Raw genomic sequence first — 21,973 nt, forward strand, 5'->3', positions numbered from 1 at the left:
GGCGAGTACGGTTCGTGTTTACTCCCGAGTAACACCCTGCGTGATCCCGGTCACGGTCAAGGAGGACCTCGTGCGCCGATCACTTCCCCTCCTGCTCGCCGCCCTGGTGGCGCTCGTGCTCGCACCGCCCGCCCAGGCGGCCCCCGGCTTCGCGGTCGCCTACCGGACGATCCCCGGTGAGGGCGGCACGCCGTTGAAGGCGTTCGTCGTCACGCCGACCGGGCGCGGCAGCGGACCGTTCCCGCTGATCGTGCTGCCGTCGAGCTGGGGCGTGAACAACATCGAGTACGTCGGCGCGGCCGCCAAGCTCGCCTACGGGTCCGGCTACTCGGTGATCAGCTACACCTCGCGCGGGTTCTACGACTCGGCCGGCGAGGTCGACGTGGCCGGGCCGGACACCGTGGCCGACGTCAGCCGGGTGATCGACTGGGGGCTCGCGCACGCGGCCGGCGACCCGGCTCGCGTCGGCGTGGGCGGCATCTCCTACGGCGCGGGCCAGTCGCTGCTGGCCGCCGCGCGCGACCCGCGGATCAAGGCGGTGGCGGCGCTGAGCACGTGGACCGACCTGGCGCGGTCGCTGTACCCGAACGAGACGGTCAGCGCGCAGGCGGTGGAGCTGCTGCTGGCGGCCGGGAAGCTGACCGGCCGGCCGGGGCCGGTGCTGCGCGACGCGGAGACGGCGTACCGGGAGAACCGGTTCGCCGACGTGCTGCCGATCTCGCCGCCGCGGTCGCCCGCCTCGCACGTGTCGTCCATCAAGGCCGCGGTGCTGATCGGCAACGCGTGGAACGACGGGCTGTTCGCGCCCGGCCAGATCACCGACTTCTTCGGCGCGCTGACCGGGCCCAAGCGGCTGATGCTGTCGCCGGGCGACCACGCGACGGCGGAGCTGTTCGGCGCGGCCGGGCTGCCGAACGAGATCTGGACGTCGGTGGGCCGCTGGTTCGGCCACCACCTCGGGGGCGAGGCCAACGGGATCGAGCGCGAGCTGCCCGTGCAGGTGAAGCCGAACAACGGCGGCGCGTGGCGCGCGTACCCGTCGTGGGCGGCGGTGACGGCCCGGACGGACAAGGTGGCGTTGGCGGCGGACCGGATCGGCACCGGGTGGCCGACCATCGCCGAGAGCGGCACGGTGCTGGTGTCCGGGGCGTTGCAGGGGTTCCTGAACCTGCCGGTGGGCGTCTCCACCCCGTTGATCGACCGGGGTGCGGCGGCGGTGTGGCGGGGGCCCGTGCAGTGGAGCGGCACGTCGGTCAGCGGCACGCCCCGGGTCCGGCTGACCGTGACGCCGGGAGCGGCGCGGACGACGCTGTACGCGTACCTGTACGAGGTGAACGCCCTGGGCCTGGGCGCGCTGGTCACGCACAAGCCGGTGACGCTGACCGGGACCGGGACGCGGGTGGTGGACCTGGCGCTGGAGCCCGTGGTGTGGGACGTCGCGGCGGGCAACCGGCTGGTGCTGGTCGTGGACACCGTGGACGCGCGGTACCAGGGGTCCAGCACGCTCGGCTCGTCGGTGACCTTCGGCGCGGACTCGTGGATCGAGGTGCCGAGGGGGTAGCTGACGGCAGGTGGCAGGAATACCTGCGAGTATCGCCCGCATGGAATCCAAGTCGACCTTCAAGATCACCCGGTGGGACCAGACGGTCTACGACGAGGCCGAGCCGCAGCTGGGCCGGGCGATCGTGGACAAGGCGTACACCGGCGCCATGGAGGGCACCAGCACGGCCGAGCTGACGATGTGCCAGCCGTCGGACGGTTCGGCGGGCTACGTGGGCACCGAGCGGTTCACGGGCACCGTGGAGGGCCGGTCGGGGACGTTCGTGCTCCAGCACGGCGCGGTCATGTCGCCCGCCGGCGAGCGGTTCTGGGGTCACATCGTGCCCGGTTCCGGCACCGGCGAGCTGGCCGGGATCTCCGGCACGGCCCGGCTGGAGCACGAGCTGATCACGCTGGACCACGACCTTGGCTGACCGGGAACGGGTGATCGCGTACCGGGTCGCCGCGCACCAGTTCGACCGCGCCACCACCGACGCGGCCGACCTGCGGGTGTTCGACCTCGGCCTGCAGGACTCGGAGCGGTCGGCGGTACCGGCGCTGGCGGCCCGGCTGGACCGGGTGCCCGACCTGGGCGCGTTCACGCTCACGTGGAGCGTGCGGGGTGCGCCTCACTGGCACCGGGCCGCCGAGGTGCCCGCGCTGGCGGCCCGGCTGTGGCCGTTGAGCGACGCCGACGCGGTGGCCCGGATGAACCGGCCGCCGGTGGCGGACGGCCTGGCCGCGCTGCACGAGGTCGCGGTGGCGTTGCGGGACGTGGTGACCGGGCCGATGACGAAGGGCGAGGCGTCGTCCCGCCTCACCGCCCGGGTCCGCCCGGAGCTCACCGGCTGGTGCCGGGGCTGCGACGCCACGCACGTGCCGGACCCGATCTTCCGCCTGGCCGTGCTGCCCGCCGGGCTGCGGTTCGACCCGGCGGAGCGGACGGTGACGTTCGTGCCGCTGGAGGACCGGCGGGACGTGCCCGCGCGCGGCGAGGGCTTCGCCGCGCTGATCGCCGACTACCTGCGGCTGCACGGGCCCGCCGGGCCGTCCGAGGTGGCGCACTACTTCGGCGCGCCGGTGCGGGATGTGAAGGACGCGTGGCCGGACGACCTGGTCGCCGTGTCGAAGCGGGCGTGGCTGCCGGCCGACCGGATGGCGGCGTTCGAGGACCCGCCCGAGCCCGAGGTCGTGCGGCTGCTGCCACCGCTGGACCCGTACCTCAACGCCCGCGACCGCGACCTGCTCGTGCCGGACAAGGCGCACCAGAAGCAGGTGTGGCGCATCCTGGGCCGACGCGGGGCCCTGCTGGTGGACGGGGAGGTCCTGGGCACGTGGCAGGCCAAGGCGGCGGGCTCCCGGCTGGACGTGAAGGTGTCGCCGTTCGTGCCGCTGGACGTGGACATGTTCGCCGAGGAGGCCGCGCGGCTGGCGGTCGCGCGCGGCCTCGACGGCGCGCGGGTCAGCTAGCGCAGGCGTCCAGGGCCGCGTCGACGTCGTCGGTGACCACGAGGGAGTCGAGCGCGAACGGGGACACGAAACCGCGTTCGCGCAGCTCCTCCAGCCACGTCACCAGGCCGCGGTAGTGGCCGTCCACGTCCAGCAGCACCACCGGCTTGGCGTGCATGGCCAGCACCCGCGACGTCCACACCTCGAACAGCTCCTCGCAGGTGCCGATGCCGCCCGGCAGCGCCAGGAACGCGTCGCCGTGCGCCTCCATCAACGCCTTGCGGTCGCGCATGGTCTCCACGACCAGCAGCTCGTCGGCGTCGGAGTCGGCCACCTCGCGGTCGACCAGGTCGCGCGGGATCACGCCGGTGGTGCGGGCCCCGCCCTCCCGGGCCGCCCGCGCCACCGCGCCCATCATCGACGTGCGGCCACCGCCCCACGTCAACGACCAGCCGCGGGCCGCGATGCGCGCGCCCACGTCGGCCGCGAGGTCCAGGTAGCTCCGCGGAACCGTGCGCAACGACCCGCAGTACACGGTGACCCGCGTCATCAGTGCGCGTCCGCCCACGCCTTGTGCGCGTCGTTCACCACGCGCACCGCGTCGTCGATGTCGTCGGTCAGGTGCAGCAGGTCCAGGTCCTTCTCGCCGACCTTGCCGCTGTCCAGCACCGAGTCGCGCACCCAGTCGTACAGGCCCTGCCAGTAGGACTTGCCGAACAGCACCACCGGGAACTTGGTGACCTTCTTCGTCTGCACCAGGGTCAGCGCCTCGAACAGCTCGTCCAGCGTGCCGAACCCGCCCGGCAGGCAGATGAACGCCTGCGAGTACTTGATGAACATGGTCTTGCGCACGAAGAAGTAGCGGAAGTTCACGCCCAGGTCGACCCACGGGTTCAGGCCCTGCTCGAACGGCAGCTCGATGCCCAGGCCGACCGAGTACCCGCCCGCCTCCGAGCAGCCCCGGTTGACCGCCTCCATCGCGCCCGGACCGCCACCGGTGATCACCGCGAACCCGGCCTCGGCCAGCGCACCGCCCAGCTTGCGGCCGATCTCGTACTCGGGGTGGTCGCGGCCGGTGCGGGCCGAGCCGAACACCGTGACCGCGCTCGGCAGCTCGGCCAGCGCGCCGAAGCCCTCCACGAACTCCGCCTGGATGCGCAGCACCCGCCACGGGTCGGTGTGCACCCAGTCGCTCGGACCGCGCGAGTCCAGCAGCCGCTGGTCGGTCGTGGTCAGCTCGTCGCGCTGCCCGCGCCGCAGGACGACCGGTCCGCGCTGCTTCTCCCTGGGGTGCTCGTCCACGCTGTCCGTCATTGGGTGGAGTCTAGTGGCGTGCCCCGTCGCGGCTGAGGAAGCGACGCAGGACGTCGACGCACCGGTGGACCTGGTCCACCGGGACGTTCTCCTGCTGCGTGTGCGCGAGCGTCGGGTCACCCGGCCCGAAGTTCACCGCGGGCATGCCCAGGGCGGCGAACCGGGCCACGTCGGTCCAGCCGAGCTTGGCCACGGGGGTGCCGCCGGCGGCTTCGACCAGCTCACGGGTGGTCGGCGCGTGCAGGCCCGGCAGGGCGCCCGGCGAGCTGTCGGTGACCGTGACGTCGTAGCCCTCGAACACCTCCCGCAGGTGCTGCTCGGCCTGCTCGGGCGTGCGGTCGGGGGCGAAGCGGTGGTTGACCGTCAGCACGGCCTCGTCCGGCACGACGTTGCCCGCCACGCCGCCGCTGATCCGCACGGCCTGCAGGCCCTCGCGGTACCGGCAGCCGTCGATCTCGACCTGGCGCGGCTCGTAGGCCTCCAGGCGGCGCAGGGCGTCACCGATGGCGTGGATCGCGTTGACGCCCATCCACCCGCGGGCGGTGTGGGCGCGCACGCCCTTCGTGCGCAGGTCGATGCGCATCGTGCCCTGGCAGCCGGCCTCGACGGTGCCGTTGGACGGCTCGCACACGATCGCCAGGTCGCCGCGCAGCCACTCGGGCAGCTCGCGCTCGATGCGGCCGAGGCCGTTGCGGACGGCTTCGACCTCCTCGCAGTCGTAGAAGATGAACGTCAGGTCGTGGCGCGGGTCGGCGACGGTGGCGGCCAGGTGCAGCATCACCGCGTCGCCGCCCTTCATGTCGACCGTGCCGCAGCCGTGCAGGACGCCGTGCTCCAGCCGGGACGGCAGGTTGTCGTTGATCGGCACGGTGTCGAGGTGGCCGGCGAGCACGACGCGGGACGGGCGGCCGAGGTTCGTGCGGGCCAGCACGGCGTTGCCGGACCGGGTGACCTCCAGGGCGGTCTGCTCTTCGAGCGACCGTTCGACGAGGTCGGCGAGGCGCGCTTCGTCGCCGGAGACGCTGGGGATGTCGACCAGGGCGGCGGTCAGCTCGACGGGGTCGGCGGCGAGGTGCAAGGTGTCGGCCACCCGGCGCACGTTACCGTTGACACCCGTGAGCACCGCAAACCCCACCGGCGCGTACGGCGTCGGACTCGCGACCGTCACCCCTACCGGCGCCGTGCTGGACACGTGGTTCCCGTCGCCGTCGCTCGAGGACGCGGAGCCCGGTGTGGCGCTGCTGTCGTCCGCGGAGGTCTCGGCCGCGCTCGGCGAGGCCGCGGCCAAGCAGCTCGGCGTGGACGCCGAGCGCGACGTCGAGGTCGTCGGCGTCCGGGTCGGCATCGGCTCGCTGGCCGACGCGCCGACCTCCACCTACGACGTGTGGCTGCGGCTGCACCTGCTGTCGACGCGGCTCGTGCGGCCGCACGGTGCGAACCTGGACGGCGTGTTCGGGCTGCTGAACAACGTGGTGTGGACGAACTTCGGGCCGTGCGCGGTGGAGGGGTTCGAGCAGACCCGGCTGCGGCTGCGCGGGCGCGGGCCGGTGACCGTGTACGGGGTCGACAAGTTCCCCCGGATGGTGGACTACGTCGTGCCGAGCGGGGTGCGGATCGCGGACGCGGACCGGGTCCGGATGGGCGCGCACCTGGCGTCCGGCACGACCGTGATGCACGAGGGGTTCGTGAACTTCAACGCGGGCACGCTCGGCACGTCCATGGTGGAGGGCCGCATCTCGGCCGGTGTCGTCGTCGGTGACGGGTCGGACGTCGGCGGCGGGGCGTCGATCATGGGCACGCTGTCCGGTGGCGGCAAGCAGGTCATCTCGATCGGCGAGCGGTGCCTGATCGGCGCGAACGGCGGCGTGGGCATCTCGTTGGGCGACGACTGCGTCGTGGAGGCCGGCCTCTACATCACCGCGGGCACCAAGGTGACCGCCGCCGACGGCACCGTCGTGAAGGCGGGTCAGCTGTCCGGCGTGCCGAACCTGTTGTTCCTGCGCGACTCGACCACCGGCGCCGTCAAGGTCCTCCCCCGCCACGGCCGGACCGTCGCCCTGAACGCCGCCCTCCACGCCAACGACTGACCCGAGCGTCGAACGCTCAGGTCCCGCGTGTCGAACCTCCAGGACCCGCGTGTCGAACGTTCAGGTCCCGCGAGTCGAACGCTCAGGTCCCGCGTGTCGAACGCTCAGGTCCCGCGTGTCGAACGTTCAGGACCCGCGAGTTCAACGTTCGGCAAACCGGTCGGTATGCCCGAGCGTTGAATTCAAGGGACCTGAGCGTTCGACTCTCGGGACCTGGGCGTTCGACTCTCGGGACCTGGGCGTTCGACTCACGGGACCTGAGCGTTCGACTCTCGGGACTTGAGCGTTCGACTCTCGAGGGTCAGGAGGTCAGGCGGGTGGCGGCGGTGGAGATGGCGGCGTCGGAGGCCGTCAGGGCGATGCGGACGTGCCGGTCGCCCGTCGGGCCGTAGAACGTACCCGGGGCGGCCAGGACGCCGCGGTCGGCCAGCCACGAGACGGTGTCCCACGCGGGCTCGCCGGCCCGGGTCGACCACAGGTACAGCCCGGCCTCCGAGTGGTCCACGGTGAAGCCCGCCGCCGTCAACGCCGGCAGCAGCACGTCACGCCGCGCCCGGTACCGCTCACGCTGCTCGGCCACGTGCGCGTCGTCGTTCAACGCCGCCGTGATCGCCGCCTGCACGGGCCGCGGCACGATCATCCCGGCGTGCTTGCGCACCTCCAGCAACGACGCCACCAGCGCCGGGTCGCCCGTCACGAACCCCGCCCGGTACCCGGCCAGGCTCGACGACTTCGACAGCGAGTGCACGGCCAGCACCCCGTCCAGCGACCCGCCGTTGACCGACGGCCGCAGCACGGACACGGGCGACGCCGTCCACGCCAACGCCAGGTAGCACTCGTCGGACGCCACCACCGCGCCCACCGCCCGCGCGTCGGCCACCGCCTGCGCGAGCTGCGCCTCGGGCAGCACCCGACCGGTCGGGTTGGACGGCGAGTTCAGCCACACCAGCGACGTCCCGACCGGCGGCGGCTCGCCGTCGGCCAGCCGCACCACCGTGGCACCCGCCAGCCGCGCACCCACCTCGTACGTCGGGTACGACAACGCCGGGATGGCCACCACGTCGCCCGGCCCCAGGCCCAGCAACGTCGGCAGCCACGCCACCAGCTCCTTCGACCCGATCGTCGGCAGCACCGCCACCGGGTCGAGCCCCGGCACGCCGTGCCGCCGCGCCAACGCGCCGACGACCGCCTCCCGCAACGCCGGCGTGCCGTGCGTGGTCGGGTAGCCGGGCTGGTCGGCGACCGTGCCGAGGGCGTGCCGGATCAGCTCCGGGACCGGGTCCACCGGCGTGCCGATGGACAGGTCGACCACGCCGCCGGGGTGCGTGCGCGCCTTGGCGGCGTGGTCGGCCAGCGAGTCCCAGGGGAAGTCCGGGAGCCCCCGCGAGGTGCGGGAGGTCACTCGTGCGACGCCTGCGGGGGGAGAGCCTTGATGAACGCGGGGTCGGCGCTGACCTTGCCGACCTTCGAGGCGCCGCCGGGGGACCCCAGCTCGTCGAAGAAGTCCACGTTCGCCTTCGTGTACTCCTTCCACTCGTCCGGCACGTCGTCCTCGTAGTAGATGGCCTCGACGGGGCACACCGGCTCGCAAGCACCACAGTCGACGCACTCATCCGGGTGGATGTAGAGCATCCGGTCGCCTTCGTAGATGCAGTCGACGGGGCACTCTTCGATGCACGCCTTGTCGAGCACGTCCACGCACGGCTGGGCGATCACATAGGTCACTGCGCTCTCCTGCTCTTGTTCTGGTCCACACCGCGCAAGCCGGAGAGTACGCGGCGGAGTCGATTGTCCAACGCTCAGGCTTGCCTTATCGGCACCGTGGTTCAGCTCACAGACCGCCGCTCACCTGCGCGGGGCACGATGCGGGGGTGCGGGGAGTGACCGAGTTGGAGCAGCGGTGCGCGGACGCGTGGCCGGCACTGGTCGACCGGCCGCTCGGGCAGTGGCGGCTGAGGGCCGCGGGCGGGTTCACCGGACGGGCCAACAGCGCCCTGACCACGGGTGATCCGGGTGTCCCGGTGGCCGACGCGCTGCGCGTGGTGATCGACTTCGCAGCCGCCAACGCGATCAGGCCGACCGCGCACGTGGTGGTCGGCGCCCCCGCCGAGGAGGGTGTCGCGGCGGCCGGGTGGCGGGTCGATGTGGATCACCCGGGCGGCGCGGAGTCGCTCGTGATGACCGGTCGGTTGGATGGGTTCGCCACTCCGAAGGCAGCCGACGTGGACATTTCGGACACCGGATCTCCCGGATGGTGGGAGCTGGCCGCCCAACCCGACCCCACCCCCGCCCAGCGGCACGTGCTGGCGTCCGGCGACCGGGTCGGCTTCGGCGCGGTCGTGCGCGACGGGCAGGTGCTCGCCGCCGTGCGCGGCGCCGTCGTCGGCGACCTGCTGCACGTGGCGCGGCTCGCCGTCCGCCCCGAGGCGCGCCGGCTGGGCCTGGCGCGCGGCCTCATGGGCGGCCTCGCGGCGTGGGGCCTGGAGCACGGCGCCACGACGTGCGCGCTCCAGGTGGCCGAGCACAACAAGCCCGCGATCACGCTCTACGAGTCGCTGGGCTGCGTCGAGCACCACCGCTACCGCTACTGGGTGTCGAACCACGCGTAGGCGGCCCTGCGGACGCGTTTCAACGCCGAGCGCTCGCCGAAGTAGTCGCCCACCACGCCGACGACCGGCAGCATGCCCAGCGCCTGGTGGTACAGCCGCCCCTGGGGCCGCTTGTCCAGCTCGTCCTCGAGCTTCCAGAGGACCTTGGCGAGCTTCCAGATCGTCGCGCCGATCGCCCGGAACGTGGACCGCTCCCGCAGCTCCTCGGTCAGCGCGGCGGTCTGCTCGTCCTCCTTGAGCTCGTCGACCGGCAACCCGTCGACCTCCCGCTGGAACAGCACGTGCGCGAGCAGCCGCACCCGGTCCTCGGTGGAGGTGAACCCGTGCTCGCCCGCGATCGCCGACAGCAGCAGCCCCTGGCCCGCCGCGCCCAGCGCGGACTGGATCGGCAGCCGGTCGGCCAGCACCCCGCCGACGCCGGGCAGCGCCGCCACGAGGGACACCACCCGGCCGACGCGGTTGAGCCAGAACTCGTCGCGCTGGAGCACGTCCATCCGCGCCCACGCGGCCGTGCCCGGCACCTTCACCGCGGCCAATTGGTCCCACAGCTTGTCCACGAGCCCGCGGTCGGCGTCCCGCTCCACCTCGCGGTCGCGCAGGCCGAGCAGGTTCACGTCGCGCAACGTGTCCAGCAGCGGACCGGTGGCCCGCACGAACGGGCGCAGCGCCCGCACCACGTCCCGGTCAGTGATCGTCTCCGGCACCGGCCGTCCTCCCCATGTGCGCGCCCACGGCGATGGCGCCCGGCAGCGCACCCCCGGCGAACAGCACCAGGGTGCGCCAGTCGTTGAGGAGTACCACGTCGCCGCCCGGACCGAACACGCCGAACAGCAGCAACGTGCCGACCCACACCAGCAGCGGCGACACGGCGCCCACTGTGCGGTGCGCGTACCGCGAGGCGGCGAGCACCAGCAGCGGCGTCGTCACGACCGCGAGCACCACCGTGATCGGGAACGGCAGGTCGTCCACCCGCGGCAGCAGCGTGCCGTCCAGCCGCATCGGCAGGAAGAACAGCTCCAGCACCGCGAGCACGAACGCCGCGACCCCGATCGCGGCGAGAGCCAGGCGATCGCTCAATCCAGCCCCCCGAACAGGTCCTCCTCCGCGCCGGCCGCGGGCCCCTTGGCCAGCACGTAGTACTCGGCCTGCACGACGGGCTGCGCGATGCCGTTGGACAGCGCGTAGCTCGCCCGGCCCGCGCCGTCCTGCCACACGCTGATCTGCGTGGAGTGCGCGCGCAACGCCCGCAGCTTCGCGACCAGGTGCTCGGAGATGTCGATGGTGGTGGTGATCTCGGCGTCGTCGGTGACCGGCAGCTCGCCCTCGGTGGGCAGCCGCCACGGCAGGTCCCCGATCTCGGCCAGCGCCGCCGCGCCCGCCTCGGTCGCCGCGCGCGACGTCACGGCGTGGAACACGCGGTCCACGTCCGTCGCGGCGGCCGTGGTGATCTGGTGGGCGCGGATGTGGTCGGGGTGGCCGTAGCCGCCGAACGCGTCGTAGGTGACGACGACCTGCGGCTTCACCGACGAGATGATCTCGGACAGGGCGGCGACCTGCTCGTCGAACGAGCCGTTGACGAACGCGCGCGGGTGGTCGTTCGCCTCGACGCCCGCCATGCCGGAGTCGCGCCAGCGGCCGATGCCGCCGAGGAACCGGTGGTCGGTCACGCCCAGCGCGGCGCACGCCGAGCGCAGTTCCGCGACCCGGTACCCGCCGAGCTGGTCGGCGTTGGCCGCGGTCAGCTCCCGGAGCGCGGGCGGGATGATCTCGCCCTCCTCGCCGAGGGTGCAGGTGACCACGGTGACGTGCGCGCCCAGCGCCGAGTAGCGGGCGATGGTGCCGCCCGTCCACAGGCTCTCGTCGTCGGGGTGTGCGTGTACCAGCAGCAACCGTGGTGGAGCGGTGAGCGTCACCGGATGAGAGTAATGGGCCGCCGCCGCGCCGACTGCCACAAGGGTCGGGTCCGGCGCAGCGGCGGCCGTGTCAGCTCATCCCACCAGGGCGGTGGGGGCCACTTCGGCGAAGTGGCACGCGGACAGCGTGCCGTTGCCGTCGCCGCGCCGTTCCAGCTTGGGCTCCTCGACGGCGCAGATGTCCTGCGCCTTCCAGCACCGGGTGCGGAAGCGGCAGCCCGACGGCGGGTTCACCGGCGACGGGACGTCACCGGTGAGCACGATCCGCTGGCGTCCCCGTTCGACCTTCGGGTTCGGCACCGGCACCGCGGACAGCAGCGCCTGCGTGTACGGGTGCATCGGCCGGGCGTAGATGTCCTCCCGGTCGCCGATCTCGATGATCTTGCCCAGGTACATGACCGCGACCCGGTCGGAGATGTGCCGCACCACCGACAGGTCGTGCGCCACGAACAGGTACGCCAGGCCCAGGCGCTCCTGCAGCTCCTCCAGCAGGTTCACCACGCCCGCCTGCACCGACACGTCCAGCGCGGACACCGGCTCGTCCAGCACCACGAGCTTCGGGTTGAGCGCGAGCGCGCGGGCGATGCCGATGCGCTGGCGCTGGCCGCCGGAGAACTCGTGCGCGTACCGGTTGCGGTGCTCCGGGTTGAGGCCCACCAGCTCCATGAGCTCGTTGACCCGCGCCTGCACGTCCTTGCCGCTGCCCTCGGGCATGCCGTGGATCTTGAACGGCTCGGAGATCAGCTCGTTGATCTGCCAGCGCGGGTTCAGCGACGCGTACGGGTCCTGGAACACGATCTGCATGTCCCGCCGCACGCCCCGCAGGCCCTTGCCGCGCAGCTTGGTGAGCTCGCGGCCCTCGAACTTCACCGAGCCCGACGTGGGCTTGTGCAGCTGGAGGATGGCGCGACCGGTGGTGGACTTGCCGCAGCCGGACTCGCCGACCAGGCCCAGCGTCTCGCCCGGGTAGAGGTCGAAGCTGACCCCGGACACCGCCTGGACCTGCCCCACCGTGCGCGGGATGATGCCGCCGCCGCGCACCGGGAACGACTTGACCAGGTCCTTGACCTCCAGCAGCGGCGTCTCGCCCGGGCGTCCGCCCGACGCGAGGCCACCGGCCTGGGGGTTGCTGTCAGTCGACGTCATGAGGTCGGCTTCTCCTCTTCGTGCAACCGGGCTTCGACCACGTCGAGGTCCTCGCTCACCGGGATGTCCGGGTTCGCCATGGTCAGCGCCGCGGGGTTCTCGACCACGCCGATCTCGTCGTGGGCGAACAGCCGCTGCGGGTTCTCGATGGTCGCCAGGTGCGCGGAGCGGTGGCACCGCGCGAAGTGGCCCGACCGGTCGGTCTCCAGCAGCAGCGGCTCGGTCTCGCGGCACTCGTCGATCGCCAACGGGCAGCGGGGCGAGAACGAGCAGCCCTGCGGCAGGTTCATCAGCGACGGCGGGGCGCCCTTGATCGGCGTGAGCCGCTTGCCCAGCATGTTCGGGTTCGGGATCGAGCCGAGCAGGCCGACCGTGTACGGCATGCGCTGCGCCTCGAACACCTCGTCCACGGTGCCCTGCTCGACCACCGTGCCGCCGTACATGACCTGCACGCGGTCCACCATGCCCGCCACCACGCCCAGGTCGTGCGTGATGACCATGATGCCCGCGCTCGTCTCGTCCCGGATGCGCAGCAGCGTGTCCAGGATCTGCGCCTGCACGGTCACGTCCAGCGCCGTGGTCGGCTCGTCCGCGATGATCACGTCCGGGTCGTTGATGATCGCCATCGCGATCATCGCGCGCTGCCGCATGCCGCCGGAGAACTCGTGCGGGTACTGCGAGGCGCGGCGGTCCGGCTGCGGGATGCCCACGAGCTCCAACGCCTCGACGGCCTTGGCCCACGCGGCCTTCTTCGACACGTCGTGGTGCGCCCGGTGCGCCTCGGCGAGCTGCCAGCCCACCGTGTACACCGGGTTCAGCGAGGTCATCGGGTCCTGGAAGATCATCGAGACGCCGTTGCCGCGGACCGGCTGCATCTGCTTGTAGTTCAGGCCCACCAGCTCGCGGTCCTTGAACTTGATCGACCCGCCGATCTTCGCGGTCTTCGGCAGCAGGCCCATGATCGCCATCGACGACACGGACTTGCCCGAACCCGACTCGCCCACGATGCCCAGCACCTCGCCGGGGCCGAGGGTGAACGACACGTCGCGCACGGCGTGCACGGTGCCGTCCTCGGTCGGGAAGTCGACCGAGAGGTTCTCGACGCGGAGCAGCTTCTCGCCGCTGCCGGCCGTGTTCTCCCACGCCGAGGACCCTGGCGTGCTCATGACGTCCACCTCACTCATGCCTTCACCCTCTTCTGCCGCGGGTCGAAGGCGTCCCGGAGACCGTCGCCGATGAAGTTCACCGCGAGCGAGATCAGCACGATGAACACGAACGGGGTGAGGAACAGCCACGGGTGCAGCGTCAACTCGTTCTTGTTCAGGCTGATCATCAGGCCCAGCGACGTGTCCGGGCTCTGCACGCCGAGGCCGATGAACGACAGCGCGGCCTCCAGCAGCACGGCCTGCGCGATCGCCAGCGTGGCGTTCACGATGATCACGTCGACGGTGTTGGGCAGGATGTGCCGGAACACGATGCGGAACGTGGACGCGCCCAGCGCGCGGGCCGCCTCCACGAACTCCTTCTCGCGCAGCGACAGCACCATGCCGCGGATGACCCGGGCGATCGACAGCCAGCCGATCAGGCCCAGGTAGAGCGCCACGATCAGCCAGTTGCTGCCGCCGCTGCCACCCGCCACCGACACCACGAAGCTGTTGCGCACCAGCACGGCCGCGATGATCAGGCTGGGGATGACCAGCAGCAGATCGATGAAGCGGCTGATCAGGGTGTCGACCCAGCCCTTCAGGTAGCCGGCCACCGCGCCGAGCACCACGCCGATGACGGTGGACAGCACCGCCACCACGATCGCGATCTGGAGCGAGAACTGCGTGCCGCGGATGATCAGGGCGACCATGTCGCCACCCAGCCGGTCGGTGCCGAACGGGTGGTCGGCGCTCGGCGGCAGGTACCGCTTGAAGCCCAGGTCCGTGTACGGGTACTTCCAGAACAGGCCGCCGAGGAAGGCGAACAGCACCAGCACCACGAACAGGACCAGGCCGACCAGGGCGGCCTTGTGCCGGGTGAACCGGCGCAGGATGACCTGCCACTGCTTGCGCGCCGTGGTCGTGTCGAACGTGCTCGCCTCGCCGCCCTGCTGGGGCGCGGGCGCCTGCGCCACGGGGGAACCGATCTCAGTCAAGGCGAATCCTCGGGTCCAGGAAGGCGTACAGGACGTCCGCGATCAGGTTGAACACGATGATGAACACAGCCGTGAGCATCATGAAGCCGAGCACCTGGTAGGGCTCGATCTTGGTGATGGCCTCGACGATGAACTTGCCCATTCCGGACCAGCTGAAGACCGTTTCGGTGATCACCGCGCCACCGAAACCCGCGCCGATGTTGAGCGAGGAGACCGTGATGATCGGGATGAGCGCGTTGCGGAACGCGTGCCGGAAGATCGACCGCGCCTCCGAAATGCCCTTGGCCTGCGCCGTGCGCACGTAGTCGGCGTTCAGCGTCTCCAGCATCGAAGCCCGCTGGAAGCGGCTGTAGAGCGCGAACTGGATGACCACCAGCGAAATCGTGGGCAGGATGTACGCGCCGCTGTACTGGAACACCTGCTGGCCGAAGCTGCCGCCGAACCCGTCACCCGGCGGACCCGCCGTGATGATCCAGCGGTCGGCACCGATGGACTCCAGCCAGTTGTTCAGCTCGATACCCCCGGCCTTGAGCACCAGGGCCACGCAGAACAACGGCATCGAGAACATCGCGAACGATATTCCCGTCGCCGTGTAGTCGAATATCGAGTACTGTCTCACCGCGCCGATGACGCCGACGACGATGCCGAGCAGCAGCGCGATGATCTCCGCGCCGAGGATCAGCCGCAGCGTCACGCCGAACGCCTTGAGCAGCTCTTCCTTGACCGGCTTGCCCGCGTTGCCGGGGACGACGGACTCGCCCCAGTCGCCGGTCACGAAGTCGCCGGCCCAGTCGACGTAGCGCTCCATGAACGGCTTGTTGTAGCCCGTCCGCTCGTACGCGGCGGCGATCTCCGCCGGTGTCCGGGGCTTCTGGAGCTTCCACTCGCCCAGGGGATCGCCCATGGCGTTGACGAGACCGAAGCAGAGGAATGAAGCGACGATCAACAGCGGAATCGAGATCAACAACCGCCGGATTATGTAACGGAACATGACGAGTCTCTAGTCTCCCTAGGCACCCCCGCGTGCAAGCGTGGGAGCCTACCGGACGCGGACACCGTCCGGGGGGCCGGTGCTTGTGGCACCGGCCCCCCGGCGGTTGGGTAATGCTTTACCTACCTGGACTCACCGAGCCCGGCGTTTACTACTTCTTCTGCCAGGCGTACAGGTTCCAGGTCACACCGCCACCGACACCGATGTACGAGATCGGGCCGATGTCCGCGCTCGACGCCGCGAAGTCGGTCAACTGGAACAGCGGCACGCTGTGCAGGTCGTCCCGCATGATCTTGTCGGCGTCGTTCATCATCGTGACGCGCTTCTGGTAGTCGAGCTCGCTGTTCGCGGCCGCCCACTTCTCCGTCAGAGCGGCGGAGTCGTAGTTGTTGTAGTTGGCCGAGCCGCCCTTGTCCTTCTGCGCGTAGTTGCCGTACGCACCGGCCTTCAGCGGCTGGCCGACCCACGCGAACAGCGCGGCCTCGAACTCGCTCGCCGGGAGGCGCTTGTCGTTGAAGTCGGCCGCCTGGTCGTCGACGATCTCGATGCCGGCCTGCTTGCACTTGTCCTGCAGGATGCGCACGGTGTCCGCACGGCGCTGGACGATCTTGTGGCCCAGCTTGAAGGACGCCCGGAACTCGCCCTTGGTGTAGATGCCGTCGGCGCCCTGCTTCCAGCCGGCGTCCTCGAGGGTCTTCTTGGCCGCCGCGACGTCACCCTTGCCGGTGTCGCTGTAGTGGTCCTCGTAGCCGACCTCGTTCGGCATGAACGTCAGGCTGCCGAGCGGCTTGGCGTTCGGGTCCACGTCCGCGACCAGCTTCTCGACCAAGGCGTCCCGGTCGAAGCACTGGGCGATCGCGGTGCGCAGCTCCTTGTTCTGCTTGAACAGCGGCAGCGCCATGTTGAAGTCGACGTGCTCGTAGGTCTGGCCACCGGCGGCGTAGACGTCGAACGCGCTGTCACCACGCAGCTGCTGCGCGACGGCCGCGTCGGCCTGCGGCGCGATGACCTGGACTTCCTTGTTCTGCAGCTGCTGAGCCGCCGACTGGGCGTCGGTGTTCGTCTTCAGGATGACCTTGGCCGGGCCACCGGGGTTGCCCCACCACTTCTCGTTGCGCTCGAGGACCGTCTGGTCCTTGAGGTCCGCCGAGACGATCTTGTACGGGCCGCCGGACAGCGCGACCGCCGGGTCGAAGCCCCGCCAGCCGGTGGTGTAGAACTCGGCGACCTTCTTGACCGTCTCGTCGTTCTGCGAGGGCAGCACCTTGGTGATGTCCGCGACGCCGGTCTTCTGCTCCAGGACGTGCGCCGGCAGCAGGCTGTCGCTACCCGGCTGCGAGAACAGGGCGCGGTAGTCGGCGAACGCCTTGTCCTTGAAGAACGTGGTGGTGACGGTCTTGCCGTCCTCGGAGCACTCGAGCTTCTCGATGTCCTTGTAGCCCGTGTCGGACGAGTCGAAGATCGAGGCTTCCGTGCCGTCGTCGCCCTTGACCGTGGCCTTGCTGGTCGCGGCCAGCCACTTCAGGTGGAAGTCGTCGCAGTCGATGGCCTCGCCATCGGACCAGACGGCGGCCTTCTGGACCTTCCACTCGATGGTCTGCGGGTCGGTGGACGTGACCTTGATGTGCTCCATCAGGTCGCCGTCGACCTTGATGATCACCTTGCCGTCGACCAGGTCGGTGACGTAGGGCGAGGGCTGCACGTTGGACAGCGCGATGGTGCTCGCGAAGTTGTTCGTGGCACCGATGTTGTTGTTGTAGTTGCTGAAGCCTTCTTCCACGGCGATCGCGACCTCGCCGATGTCCTCCACCTTCGGACGCTTCAACACCTCGTCCGCGCTACCGATGGCACCCGGGTCGGCATCCTGCGGCCCGCTCTGGTCGCCGCCGCCGGCGCCGCCGCCACCACACGCGCTCAGCACGAGCGCGGCACCGGTCAACAGCGCAAGCGCCGAGACAGCCTTTGATCTCCTCATCGACACGTGCCCTCCTAGCACTGGGTTGGAGCGACCGTTTGGGCCGACTTCCACCCATAACCGTGATGTGCCAAACGCGCCCCGAACCGACACACCGTTGCAGCACGATAAGAAGCCGCGCGCGGCACGGTCACTGCCCATCGGCCGATCGTGACCAAAGGGTGACACGTTGGTCGCAGCATGCAACTCCGTCGTTACCGGGCGGGAGCGTTCGTTAACCGGACGACGGGAATACTGTCAATACTGCCCCGCACACGCATCTTGAAGCCAGTGTTTCGGCCAGGTCAACGGTCAACGATCTTCCCGCCGCCAGGCCCGCGCGGTGCTCAGCGGACCGGCGAACGGCGCACCGGCGGTGACGTTCTGCGCGGCCGGCAGGACTACCAGCAGGTCCGCTACCTGGAACAACGGCATCGAGACCGCCTGCTGCCAGAGCACCGGCTCGACGGTCTCGAGCGCGTCGGCGAGCAGCACCTGCCCGCTGAGCGCCTGGTCGATCACCGGCTGGACCGCCTGGTCGCAGAAACCCGACAGATTCGCCGGAATGGGTGTACCGCCGTCCTGCGGGGTGGGCCGGCAGCCGAATGTGGACGCCAGAACGGCCGCGGAATCGCCGGTGTCCACCTGGGGCACGACGGCAATGTCGACCGGCTCATTGGACGCGGCGGTATCCGACAGATCTTCACCGAACAACTCATTGGGCTGCGTTGTCAGGATGCGCGCGGCGATTCCGGACAATGACAGTTGACGCTGAACGCGGTTCGCGACGGTCACGTAGGGCTCGATCCCGGCCGGTGCGGCGATGGTCAACTCCACCGGCTTGTCGTCACGGCCCCACTGCCCGCCCGCCGGTCGGGTGTAACCCGCTTCGGTGAGCAGTTGCACCGGGTCACCGGTCTTGGCGGGCATGGTGGCGACGTACCCGGGCTTGCTCGGCGGGATCACCTGGGCGTCCGCGCGGAGTGCTTCGCTGGGTCCGCTGCGCGAGCCGGCGTCGATCAGGTCGTCCCGGTCGAGCAGGTTCATCACGGCGGTGCGGACCCGGACGTCCTGCATGCGGGGTGACGCCGGCCGGAACAGGAGCTGCACCACTTCCGGGCGCGGCACGACGGCACTCGTGAGCGGGGTGGTCTTGGCCAGTTCGGCGATGTCCTTGGTCGCGATCGCGTCGGCGCGGATGAGCGCGACCTGCGCGTCACCGGAGTTCAACGCCTCGATCGTGTCGTGCTGGCTCGCGCGGCGCAGGACCAGGCGGTCCAGCGCGGGCGGCGCCTCCCAGAACCGGTCGCTGCGCTCGAGGACGATCTCGCCGCGCGGCTGGTCGAGCGAGCGGACCGCGAACGGCCCCGCCGTGGCCGGGAAGCTGTCGGCGAGCGCCGCGCCCCACCCGCCGGGCGCGTCCTTGAGCAGGTGGGCGGGCAGGAGGTTGCGGAACAGGCTGCGCCAGCCGGGGTAGGGCTTGCCGAACACGACCTCGACCACCTTGCCGCCCTCGCGGCTGGTGATGTCGTCGATCAGCCGGTACCCGGCGGGGTCGACCACGCCGGGCTCCTCGCGCATCCGCTGCCAGAGGTACACGAAGTCCTCGGCCGCGATCGGCGCCGAATCCGACCAGCTGGCATCCCGCCGCAACGTGTACGTCACCGTGTACGGCTCCGCGGCCGTCACCTCGGCACCGACCAGCAGGTCCAGGTCGGCCCGGGGACTGCCGTCCGCGTCGGTCCGGAACGTCGAGGGCAGCAGCAGCGAGGCCAGCGCGGTCGTCACGGTGCTCTGGTTGGCCAGCGTGTGCGGGTTGTAGCCGCCCTTGACGTCGTCCACGCCGACGACGACCTCGTTCTGCTTCTCCTTCGGGACGACCGTCATCCCCGGCGTCGACGGCACCAGGGGCGGTGGCGGTGTCGCCGTGCAACCCGCCAGCGCGAGCGCAGCCACCACCGCAAGAACCTTTCGCGTCCCCATGGGTACGAGCGTGCCAGACGTCGCCGGCGGTCGACGCCCAACCCCACGACTCACACCCACCCGAGGAGTGACCCACGCCACCCGTACCGGGATGAGCGACGGGCACCCCGGGCCGAAGCCCGAGGTGCCCGTCAGCAGACCCTATATATCCGTCAGCAGACCGTATATATAAGGAGTAGCCCGGAGCGGAAGGACTCAGCCCCGCAGCTTGTTGCGGCTGCGCTCGCGGCCGCGCTGGTTGGCGTCCAGGATCACCTTGCGCACCCGCACGACCTCAGGCGCGACCTCGACGCACTCGTCGGGGGCGCAGAACTCCAGCGCCTCCTCCAGCGACAGCTTCCGCGGCCGGGCCAGCGTCTCCATCACGTCGGCGGTCGACGTGCGCATGTTCGTCAGCTTCTTCTCGCGGCACACGTTGACGTCCAGGTCCTCGGCGCGCGGGTTCTCGCCGACGACCATGCCCTCGTACGCCTCGGCGCCGGGCTCCACGAAGAAGGTGCCGCGGTCGGCGAGCTGGATCATCGCGTACGCGGTGACCTGGCCGGACCGGTCAGCGACCAGCGAGCCGTTGTGCCTGGTCCGGATCTCGCCGGCCCACGGGCCGTAGCCCTCGGACACCGCGTTGGCGATGCCGGTGCCGCGCGTCTCGGTCAGGAACTCGGTGCGGAAGCCGATGAGGCCGCGCGACGGCACGACGTACTCCAGCTTGATCCGGCCGGAGCCGTGGCCGGACATGTTCTCCATCCGGCCCTTGCGGTTGGCCAGCAGCTGGGTGATCGCGCCCAGGTGCTCCTCGGGGGCGTCGATCGTCAACCGCTCGAACGGCTCGTGCAGCTTGCCGTCGACGGTCTTGGTGACCACCTGCGGCTTGCCGACGGTCAGCTCGAAGCCCTCGCGCTTCATCTGCTCGACCAGGATGGCCAGCGCCAGCTCACCGCGGCCCTGCACCTCCCAGGTGTCGGGGCGCTCGGTGGGCAGCACGCGCACGGACACGTTGCCGACCAGCTCCGAGTCCAGCCGGGCCTTGAGCATCCGAGCGGTCAGCTTCGTGCCGCCGCCGCGACCGGCCAGCGGCGAGGTGTTCACGCCGATGGTCATCGAGATCGCGGGCTCGTCCACGGTGATCCGGGGCAGCGGCTCCGGGTTGTCCACGTCGGCGAGCGTGTCGCCGATGGTGATCTCCGGGATGCCGGCGATGGCGACGAGGTCGCCCGCGCGCGCCTGCTCGGCGGGCACGCGGTCGAGCGCCTCGGTGATCAGCAGCTCGGTGATGCGGACCTTGTGCACGGAGCCGTCCTCGCGGCACCACGCCACGGTCTCGCCCTTGCGGATGCGACCGGCCTCGATGCGGCAGAGCGCGATGCGGCCCAGGAACGACGACGCGTCGAGGTTCGTCACCAGCGCGCGCAGCGGCGCGTCGGCGTCACCCGTCGGGGCGGGAATGTGCTTGAACAGGACCTCGAACAGGACGTCGAGGTTCTCCTCGTCGGGCAGGCCGCCGTCCTCGGGCTGGTTCAGCGACGCCCGGCCGGCGCGCGCCGACGCGTAGACGACGGGCAGGTCGAGCACCGAGTCGTCGGCGCCGACCTCGGTGGCCAGGTCGAGCAGCAGGTCGTGCGCTTCCTCGACGACCTCGGAGATCCGGGCGTCGGGGCGGTCGACCTTGTTCACCACCAGGATCACCGGCAGGCCGGCGGCCAGGGTCTTGCGCAGGACGAACCGGGTCTGCGGCAGCGGGCCCTCGGAGGCGTCCACCAGCAGCACGACGCCGTCGACCATGGACAGGCCGCGCTCGACCTCACCGCCGAAGTCGGCGTGCCCGGGGGTGTCGACCACGTTGATGGTCACCGGGCCGTCGGGCGTCTGGCGACGCACGGCGGTGTTCTTCGCGAGGATCGTGATGCCCTTCTCGCGCTCGAGCTCGCCCGAGTCCATGACCCGGTCGACGAGCTCGGCCCGTTCGGAGAAGGCGCCGGACTGGCGCAGCATGGCGTCCACGAGAGTGGTCTTGCCGTGGTCAACGTGCGCGACGATCGCGACGTTGCGCAGGTCGTTGCGGACCAGCGTTTCCTTGATCGACGCGGTGGCCGTGGGCACGCGGAACTCCTAGAGCTGTCTGTGCGAGGGAAGCCAGGCGCCGGACATGGATCGCGCGCAGCCTGAGTACAGCGTACCGGGCGTGGTGCCCTTACCACACACGGACGGCAGGTGAGGTCAGCCTCACCTACTCTGAGGACACCCGGATGAGTGGAGCACGCCGCGTGGGCAAGGTCAAGGTGAAGAAGAAGTGCTGCCGTTCGACACCGAGGTGCAAGAGCTGTCCGGTGGTCGTGCTGCTCAAGGCCCGGGAGAAAGCCGCGAAGAAGGCGGCGAAGGCGGCGAAGAAGGAGCGCAAGGAGGAGAAGGAGAAAGGCAAGAAGAAGACGGCAGCGTGACAGCGACCGCCCGGCGCGTGCCGGGTGGGACGGATCCGCGCCGCGGTTAACCCATCACCGCTTCGTTCACCCTGGCCAGCTCGGGCGCGGTCCGGGTGGCCTGGAACTCCACCACCTGGTACTTCGCCAGCTTGCGGATCGCGAACGGGTCGGTGGCCAGCAGCGCGTCCAGCTTCCCGCGCACCATCGGCCGGGCGATGATCACGCCGCCGACCCGCGGCACTTGGCGGCCCGAGGCCAGGAAGTACCCGGCCTCGTACTGCTTCTTCAGCCACTCCACGTGGTCCGGGAGGGTGTAGTCGACCTCGTCCAGGGGTGCGGTGTACTCCAGCAGCACGACGTACATAGAAGAAATGTAGACCCGTGACACACCGGGGTCACACGCTAGAATCGCGGCTATGCGCACTCTTTAC

General features: G+C 70.7%; 22 protein-coding genes. 6 read left to right on the plus strand and 16 right to left on the minus strand.

Features of this window, described 5'->3' with window-relative positions; genetic code table 11:
• Positions 1-70 precede the first annotated feature (70 nt).
• The 3 genes from FHX81_RS17015 to FHX81_RS17025 are packed head-to-tail and all read left to right on the plus strand — an operon-like array spanning position 71 to position 3,009.
• Positions 71-1,561, plus strand: a complete 1,491-nt coding sequence (locus tag FHX81_RS17015; RefSeq protein WP_246107855.1) for a CocE/NonD family hydrolase — start codon at positions 71-73, stop codon at positions 1,559-1,561.
• Positions 1,562-1,601: 40 nt separating this feature from the next.
• On the plus strand, positions 1,602-1,973 hold the full coding sequence (locus FHX81_RS17020) for a DUF3224 domain-containing protein (protein WP_141979102.1): 372 nt from the start codon (positions 1,602-1,604) through the stop codon (positions 1,971-1,973).
• Complete coding sequence (locus tag FHX81_RS17025) at positions 1,966-3,009, plus strand: DNA glycosylase AlkZ-like family protein (protein WP_141979103.1); 1,044 nt, start codon at positions 1,966-1,968, stop codon at positions 3,007-3,009. The genes FHX81_RS17020 and FHX81_RS17025 overlap by 8 nt, the downstream gene beginning before the upstream one ends.
• Here FHX81_RS17025 and FHX81_RS17030 read toward each other — a convergent pair.
• The 3 genes from FHX81_RS17030 to dapE are packed head-to-tail and all read right to left on the minus strand — an operon-like array spanning position 3,002 to position 5,392.
• Positions 3,002-3,538 carry an LOG family protein gene (locus FHX81_RS17030; RefSeq protein WP_141979104.1) on the minus strand — a complete coding sequence of 179 codons (537 nt, stop codon included), beginning with the start codon at positions 3,536-3,538 and terminating at the stop codon, positions 3,002-3,004. The genes FHX81_RS17025 and FHX81_RS17030 overlap by 8 nt on opposite strands.
• The gene (locus FHX81_RS17035) at positions 3,538-4,302 is read right to left on the minus strand and encodes an LOG family protein (RefSeq protein WP_141979105.1); all 765 of its coding nucleotides are present in this window, start codon (positions 4,300-4,302) and stop codon (positions 3,538-3,540) included. The genes FHX81_RS17030 and FHX81_RS17035 overlap by 1 nt, the downstream gene beginning before the upstream one ends.
• A 10-nt stretch (positions 4,303-4,312) precedes the next feature.
• On the minus strand, positions 4,313-5,392 hold the full coding sequence (gene dapE / locus FHX81_RS17040) for a succinyl-diaminopimelate desuccinylase (protein WP_141979106.1): 1,080 nt from the start codon (positions 5,390-5,392) through the stop codon (positions 4,313-4,315).
• 25 nt (positions 5,393-5,417) lie between these two features.
• On the opposite strand from dapE, the gene dapD reads away from it, so the two are divergent.
• Positions 5,418-6,389, plus strand: coding sequence for a 2,3,4,5-tetrahydropyridine-2,6-dicarboxylate N-succinyltransferase (dapD, locus tag FHX81_RS17045; RefSeq protein ID WP_246107856.1), 972 nt, complete (start codon positions 5,418-5,420; stop codon positions 6,387-6,389).
• Positions 6,390-6,690: 301 nt separating this feature from the next.
• Here dapD and dapC read toward each other — a convergent pair whose 3' ends face one another.
• Together dapC and fdxA are read right to left on the minus strand one after the other, a co-directional pair.
• Positions 6,691-7,791 carry a succinyldiaminopimelate transaminase gene (dapC, locus tag FHX81_RS17050; protein ID WP_170232078.1) on the minus strand — a complete coding sequence of 367 codons (1,101 nt, stop codon included), beginning with the start codon at positions 7,789-7,791 and terminating at the stop codon, positions 6,691-6,693.
• On the minus strand, positions 7,788-8,114 hold the full coding sequence (gene fdxA / locus FHX81_RS17055) for a ferredoxin (RefSeq protein ID WP_053716290.1): 327 nt from the start codon (positions 8,112-8,114) through the stop codon (positions 7,788-7,790). The genes dapC and fdxA overlap by 4 nt, the downstream gene beginning before the upstream one ends.
• A gap of 146 nt (positions 8,115-8,260) precedes the next feature.
• Between fdxA and FHX81_RS17060 the strand changes: the two genes are divergently transcribed.
• Positions 8,261-8,998, plus strand: a complete 738-nt coding sequence (locus FHX81_RS17060) for a GNAT family N-acetyltransferase (RefSeq protein ID WP_141979109.1) — start codon at positions 8,261-8,263, stop codon at positions 8,996-8,998.
• On the opposite strand, the gene FHX81_RS17065 is transcribed toward FHX81_RS17060, so the two are convergent.
• The 10 genes from FHX81_RS17065 to typA all read right to left on the minus strand — a co-directional run bounded on the left by FHX81_RS17065 (position 8,974) and on the right by typA (position 21,222).
• The gene (locus tag FHX81_RS17065; protein ID WP_141979110.1) at positions 8,974-9,702 is read right to left on the minus strand and encodes a hypothetical protein; all 729 of its coding nucleotides are present in this window, start codon (positions 9,700-9,702) and stop codon (positions 8,974-8,976) included. The genes FHX81_RS17060 and FHX81_RS17065 overlap by 25 nt on opposite strands.
• On the minus strand, positions 9,683-10,075 hold the full coding sequence (locus FHX81_RS17070) for a hypothetical protein (protein ID WP_141979111.1): 393 nt from the start codon (positions 10,073-10,075) through the stop codon (positions 9,683-9,685). The genes FHX81_RS17065 and FHX81_RS17070 overlap by 20 nt, the downstream gene beginning before the upstream one ends.
• On the minus strand, positions 10,072-10,911 hold the full coding sequence (mshB, locus tag FHX81_RS17075; protein ID WP_141979112.1) for an N-acetyl-1-D-myo-inositol-2-amino-2-deoxy-alpha-D-glucopyranoside deacetylase: 840 nt from the start codon (positions 10,909-10,911) through the stop codon (positions 10,072-10,074). Before mshB ends, FHX81_RS17070 begins: the two co-directional genes overlap by 4 nt.
• A 75-nt stretch (positions 10,912-10,986) precedes the next feature.
• Entirely contained in the window at positions 10,987-12,057 is a 1,071-nt protein-coding gene (locus tag FHX81_RS17080) for an ABC transporter ATP-binding protein (RefSeq protein ID WP_141979113.1), read from the minus strand.
• The gene (locus FHX81_RS17085) at positions 12,054-13,241 is read right to left on the minus strand and encodes an ABC transporter ATP-binding protein (RefSeq protein WP_141979114.1); all 1,188 of its coding nucleotides are present in this window, start codon (positions 13,239-13,241) and stop codon (positions 12,054-12,056) included. Before FHX81_RS17085 ends, FHX81_RS17080 begins: the two co-directional genes overlap by 4 nt.
• Positions 13,238-14,197 (minus strand): ABC transporter permease, encoded by a 960-nt coding sequence (locus FHX81_RS17090; RefSeq protein WP_141979115.1) that lies wholly within the window; start codon positions 14,195-14,197, stop codon positions 13,238-13,240. The genes FHX81_RS17085 and FHX81_RS17090 overlap by 4 nt, the downstream gene beginning before the upstream one ends.
• Positions 14,190-15,188 carry an ABC transporter permease gene (locus tag FHX81_RS17095; RefSeq protein ID WP_141979116.1) on the minus strand — a complete coding sequence of 333 codons (999 nt, stop codon included), beginning with the start codon at positions 15,186-15,188 and terminating at the stop codon, positions 14,190-14,192. Before FHX81_RS17095 ends, FHX81_RS17090 begins: the two co-directional genes overlap by 8 nt.
• Before the next feature lie 151 nt (positions 15,189-15,339).
• Positions 15,340-17,163 (minus strand): ABC transporter family substrate-binding protein, encoded by a 1,824-nt coding sequence (locus tag FHX81_RS17100; RefSeq protein WP_141979117.1) that lies wholly within the window; start codon positions 17,161-17,163, stop codon positions 15,340-15,342.
• 291 nt (positions 17,164-17,454) lie between these two features.
• A complete protein-coding gene (locus FHX81_RS17105; RefSeq protein ID WP_141979118.1) occupies positions 17,455-19,125 on the minus strand; it encodes an ABC transporter family substrate-binding protein in 1,671 nt (556 codons plus the stop codon).
• A 195-nt stretch (positions 19,126-19,320) separates the two neighbouring features.
• Positions 19,321-21,222, minus strand: a complete 1,902-nt coding sequence (gene typA / locus FHX81_RS17110; protein ID WP_141979119.1) for a translational GTPase TypA — start codon at positions 21,220-21,222, stop codon at positions 19,321-19,323.
• Positions 21,223-21,368: 146 nt separating this feature from the next.
• Between typA and FHX81_RS17115 the strand changes: the two genes are divergently transcribed.
• The gene (locus FHX81_RS17115; protein ID WP_141979120.1) at positions 21,369-21,560 is read left to right on the plus strand and encodes a hypothetical protein; all 192 of its coding nucleotides are present in this window, start codon (positions 21,369-21,371) and stop codon (positions 21,558-21,560) included.
• A 46-nt stretch (positions 21,561-21,606) separates the two neighbouring features.
• Here FHX81_RS17115 and FHX81_RS17120 read toward each other — a convergent pair whose 3' ends face one another.
• On the minus strand, positions 21,607-21,906 hold the full coding sequence (locus FHX81_RS17120) for a YciI family protein (RefSeq protein WP_141979121.1): 300 nt from the start codon (positions 21,904-21,906) through the stop codon (positions 21,607-21,609).
• Between the last annotated feature and the right edge of the window lie 67 nt (positions 21,907-21,973).

It is taken from the genome of Saccharothrix saharensis, assembly GCF_006716745.1.
Classification (GTDB): domain Bacteria; phylum Actinomycetota; class Actinomycetes; order Mycobacteriales; family Pseudonocardiaceae; genus Actinosynnema; species Actinosynnema saharense.

Coding starts and splice junctions, on each gene's coding strand:
- FHX81_RS17100 (WP_141979117.1), bottom strand. CDS start 17,163: ATGAGGAGATCAAAGGCTGTCTCGGCGCTTGCGCTGTTGACCGGTGCC.
- FHX81_RS17080 (WP_141979113.1), bottom strand. CDS start 12,057: ATGACGTCGACTGACAGCAACCCCCAGGCCGGTGGCCTCGCGTCGGGC.
- FHX81_RS17115 (WP_141979120.1), top strand. CDS start 21,369: ATGAGTGGAGCACGCCGCGTGGGCAAGGTCAAGGTGAAGAAGAAGTGC.
- FHX81_RS17085 (WP_141979114.1), bottom strand. CDS start 13,241: ATGAGTGAGGTGGACGTCATGAGCACGCCAGGGTCCTCGGCGTGGGAG.
- FHX81_RS17035 (WP_141979105.1), bottom strand. CDS start 4,302: ATGACGGACAGCGTGGACGAGCACCCCAGGGAGAAGCAGCGCGGACCG.
- FHX81_RS17105 (WP_141979118.1), bottom strand. CDS start 19,125: ATGGGGACGCGAAAGGTTCTTGCGGTGGTGGCTGCGCTCGCGCTGGCG.
- FHX81_RS17095 (WP_141979116.1), bottom strand. CDS start 15,188: ATGTTCCGTTACATAATCCGGCGGTTGTTGATCTCGATTCCGCTGTTG.
- FHX81_RS17020 (WP_141979102.1), top strand. CDS start 1,602: ATGGAATCCAAGTCGACCTTCAAGATCACCCGGTGGGACCAGACGGTC.
- FHX81_RS17120 (WP_141979121.1), bottom strand. CDS start 21,906: ATGTACGTCGTGCTGCTGGAGTACACCGCACCCCTGGACGAGGTCGAC.
- FHX81_RS17030 (WP_141979104.1), bottom strand. CDS start 3,538: ATGACGCGGGTCACCGTGTACTGCGGGTCGTTGCGCACGGTTCCGCGG.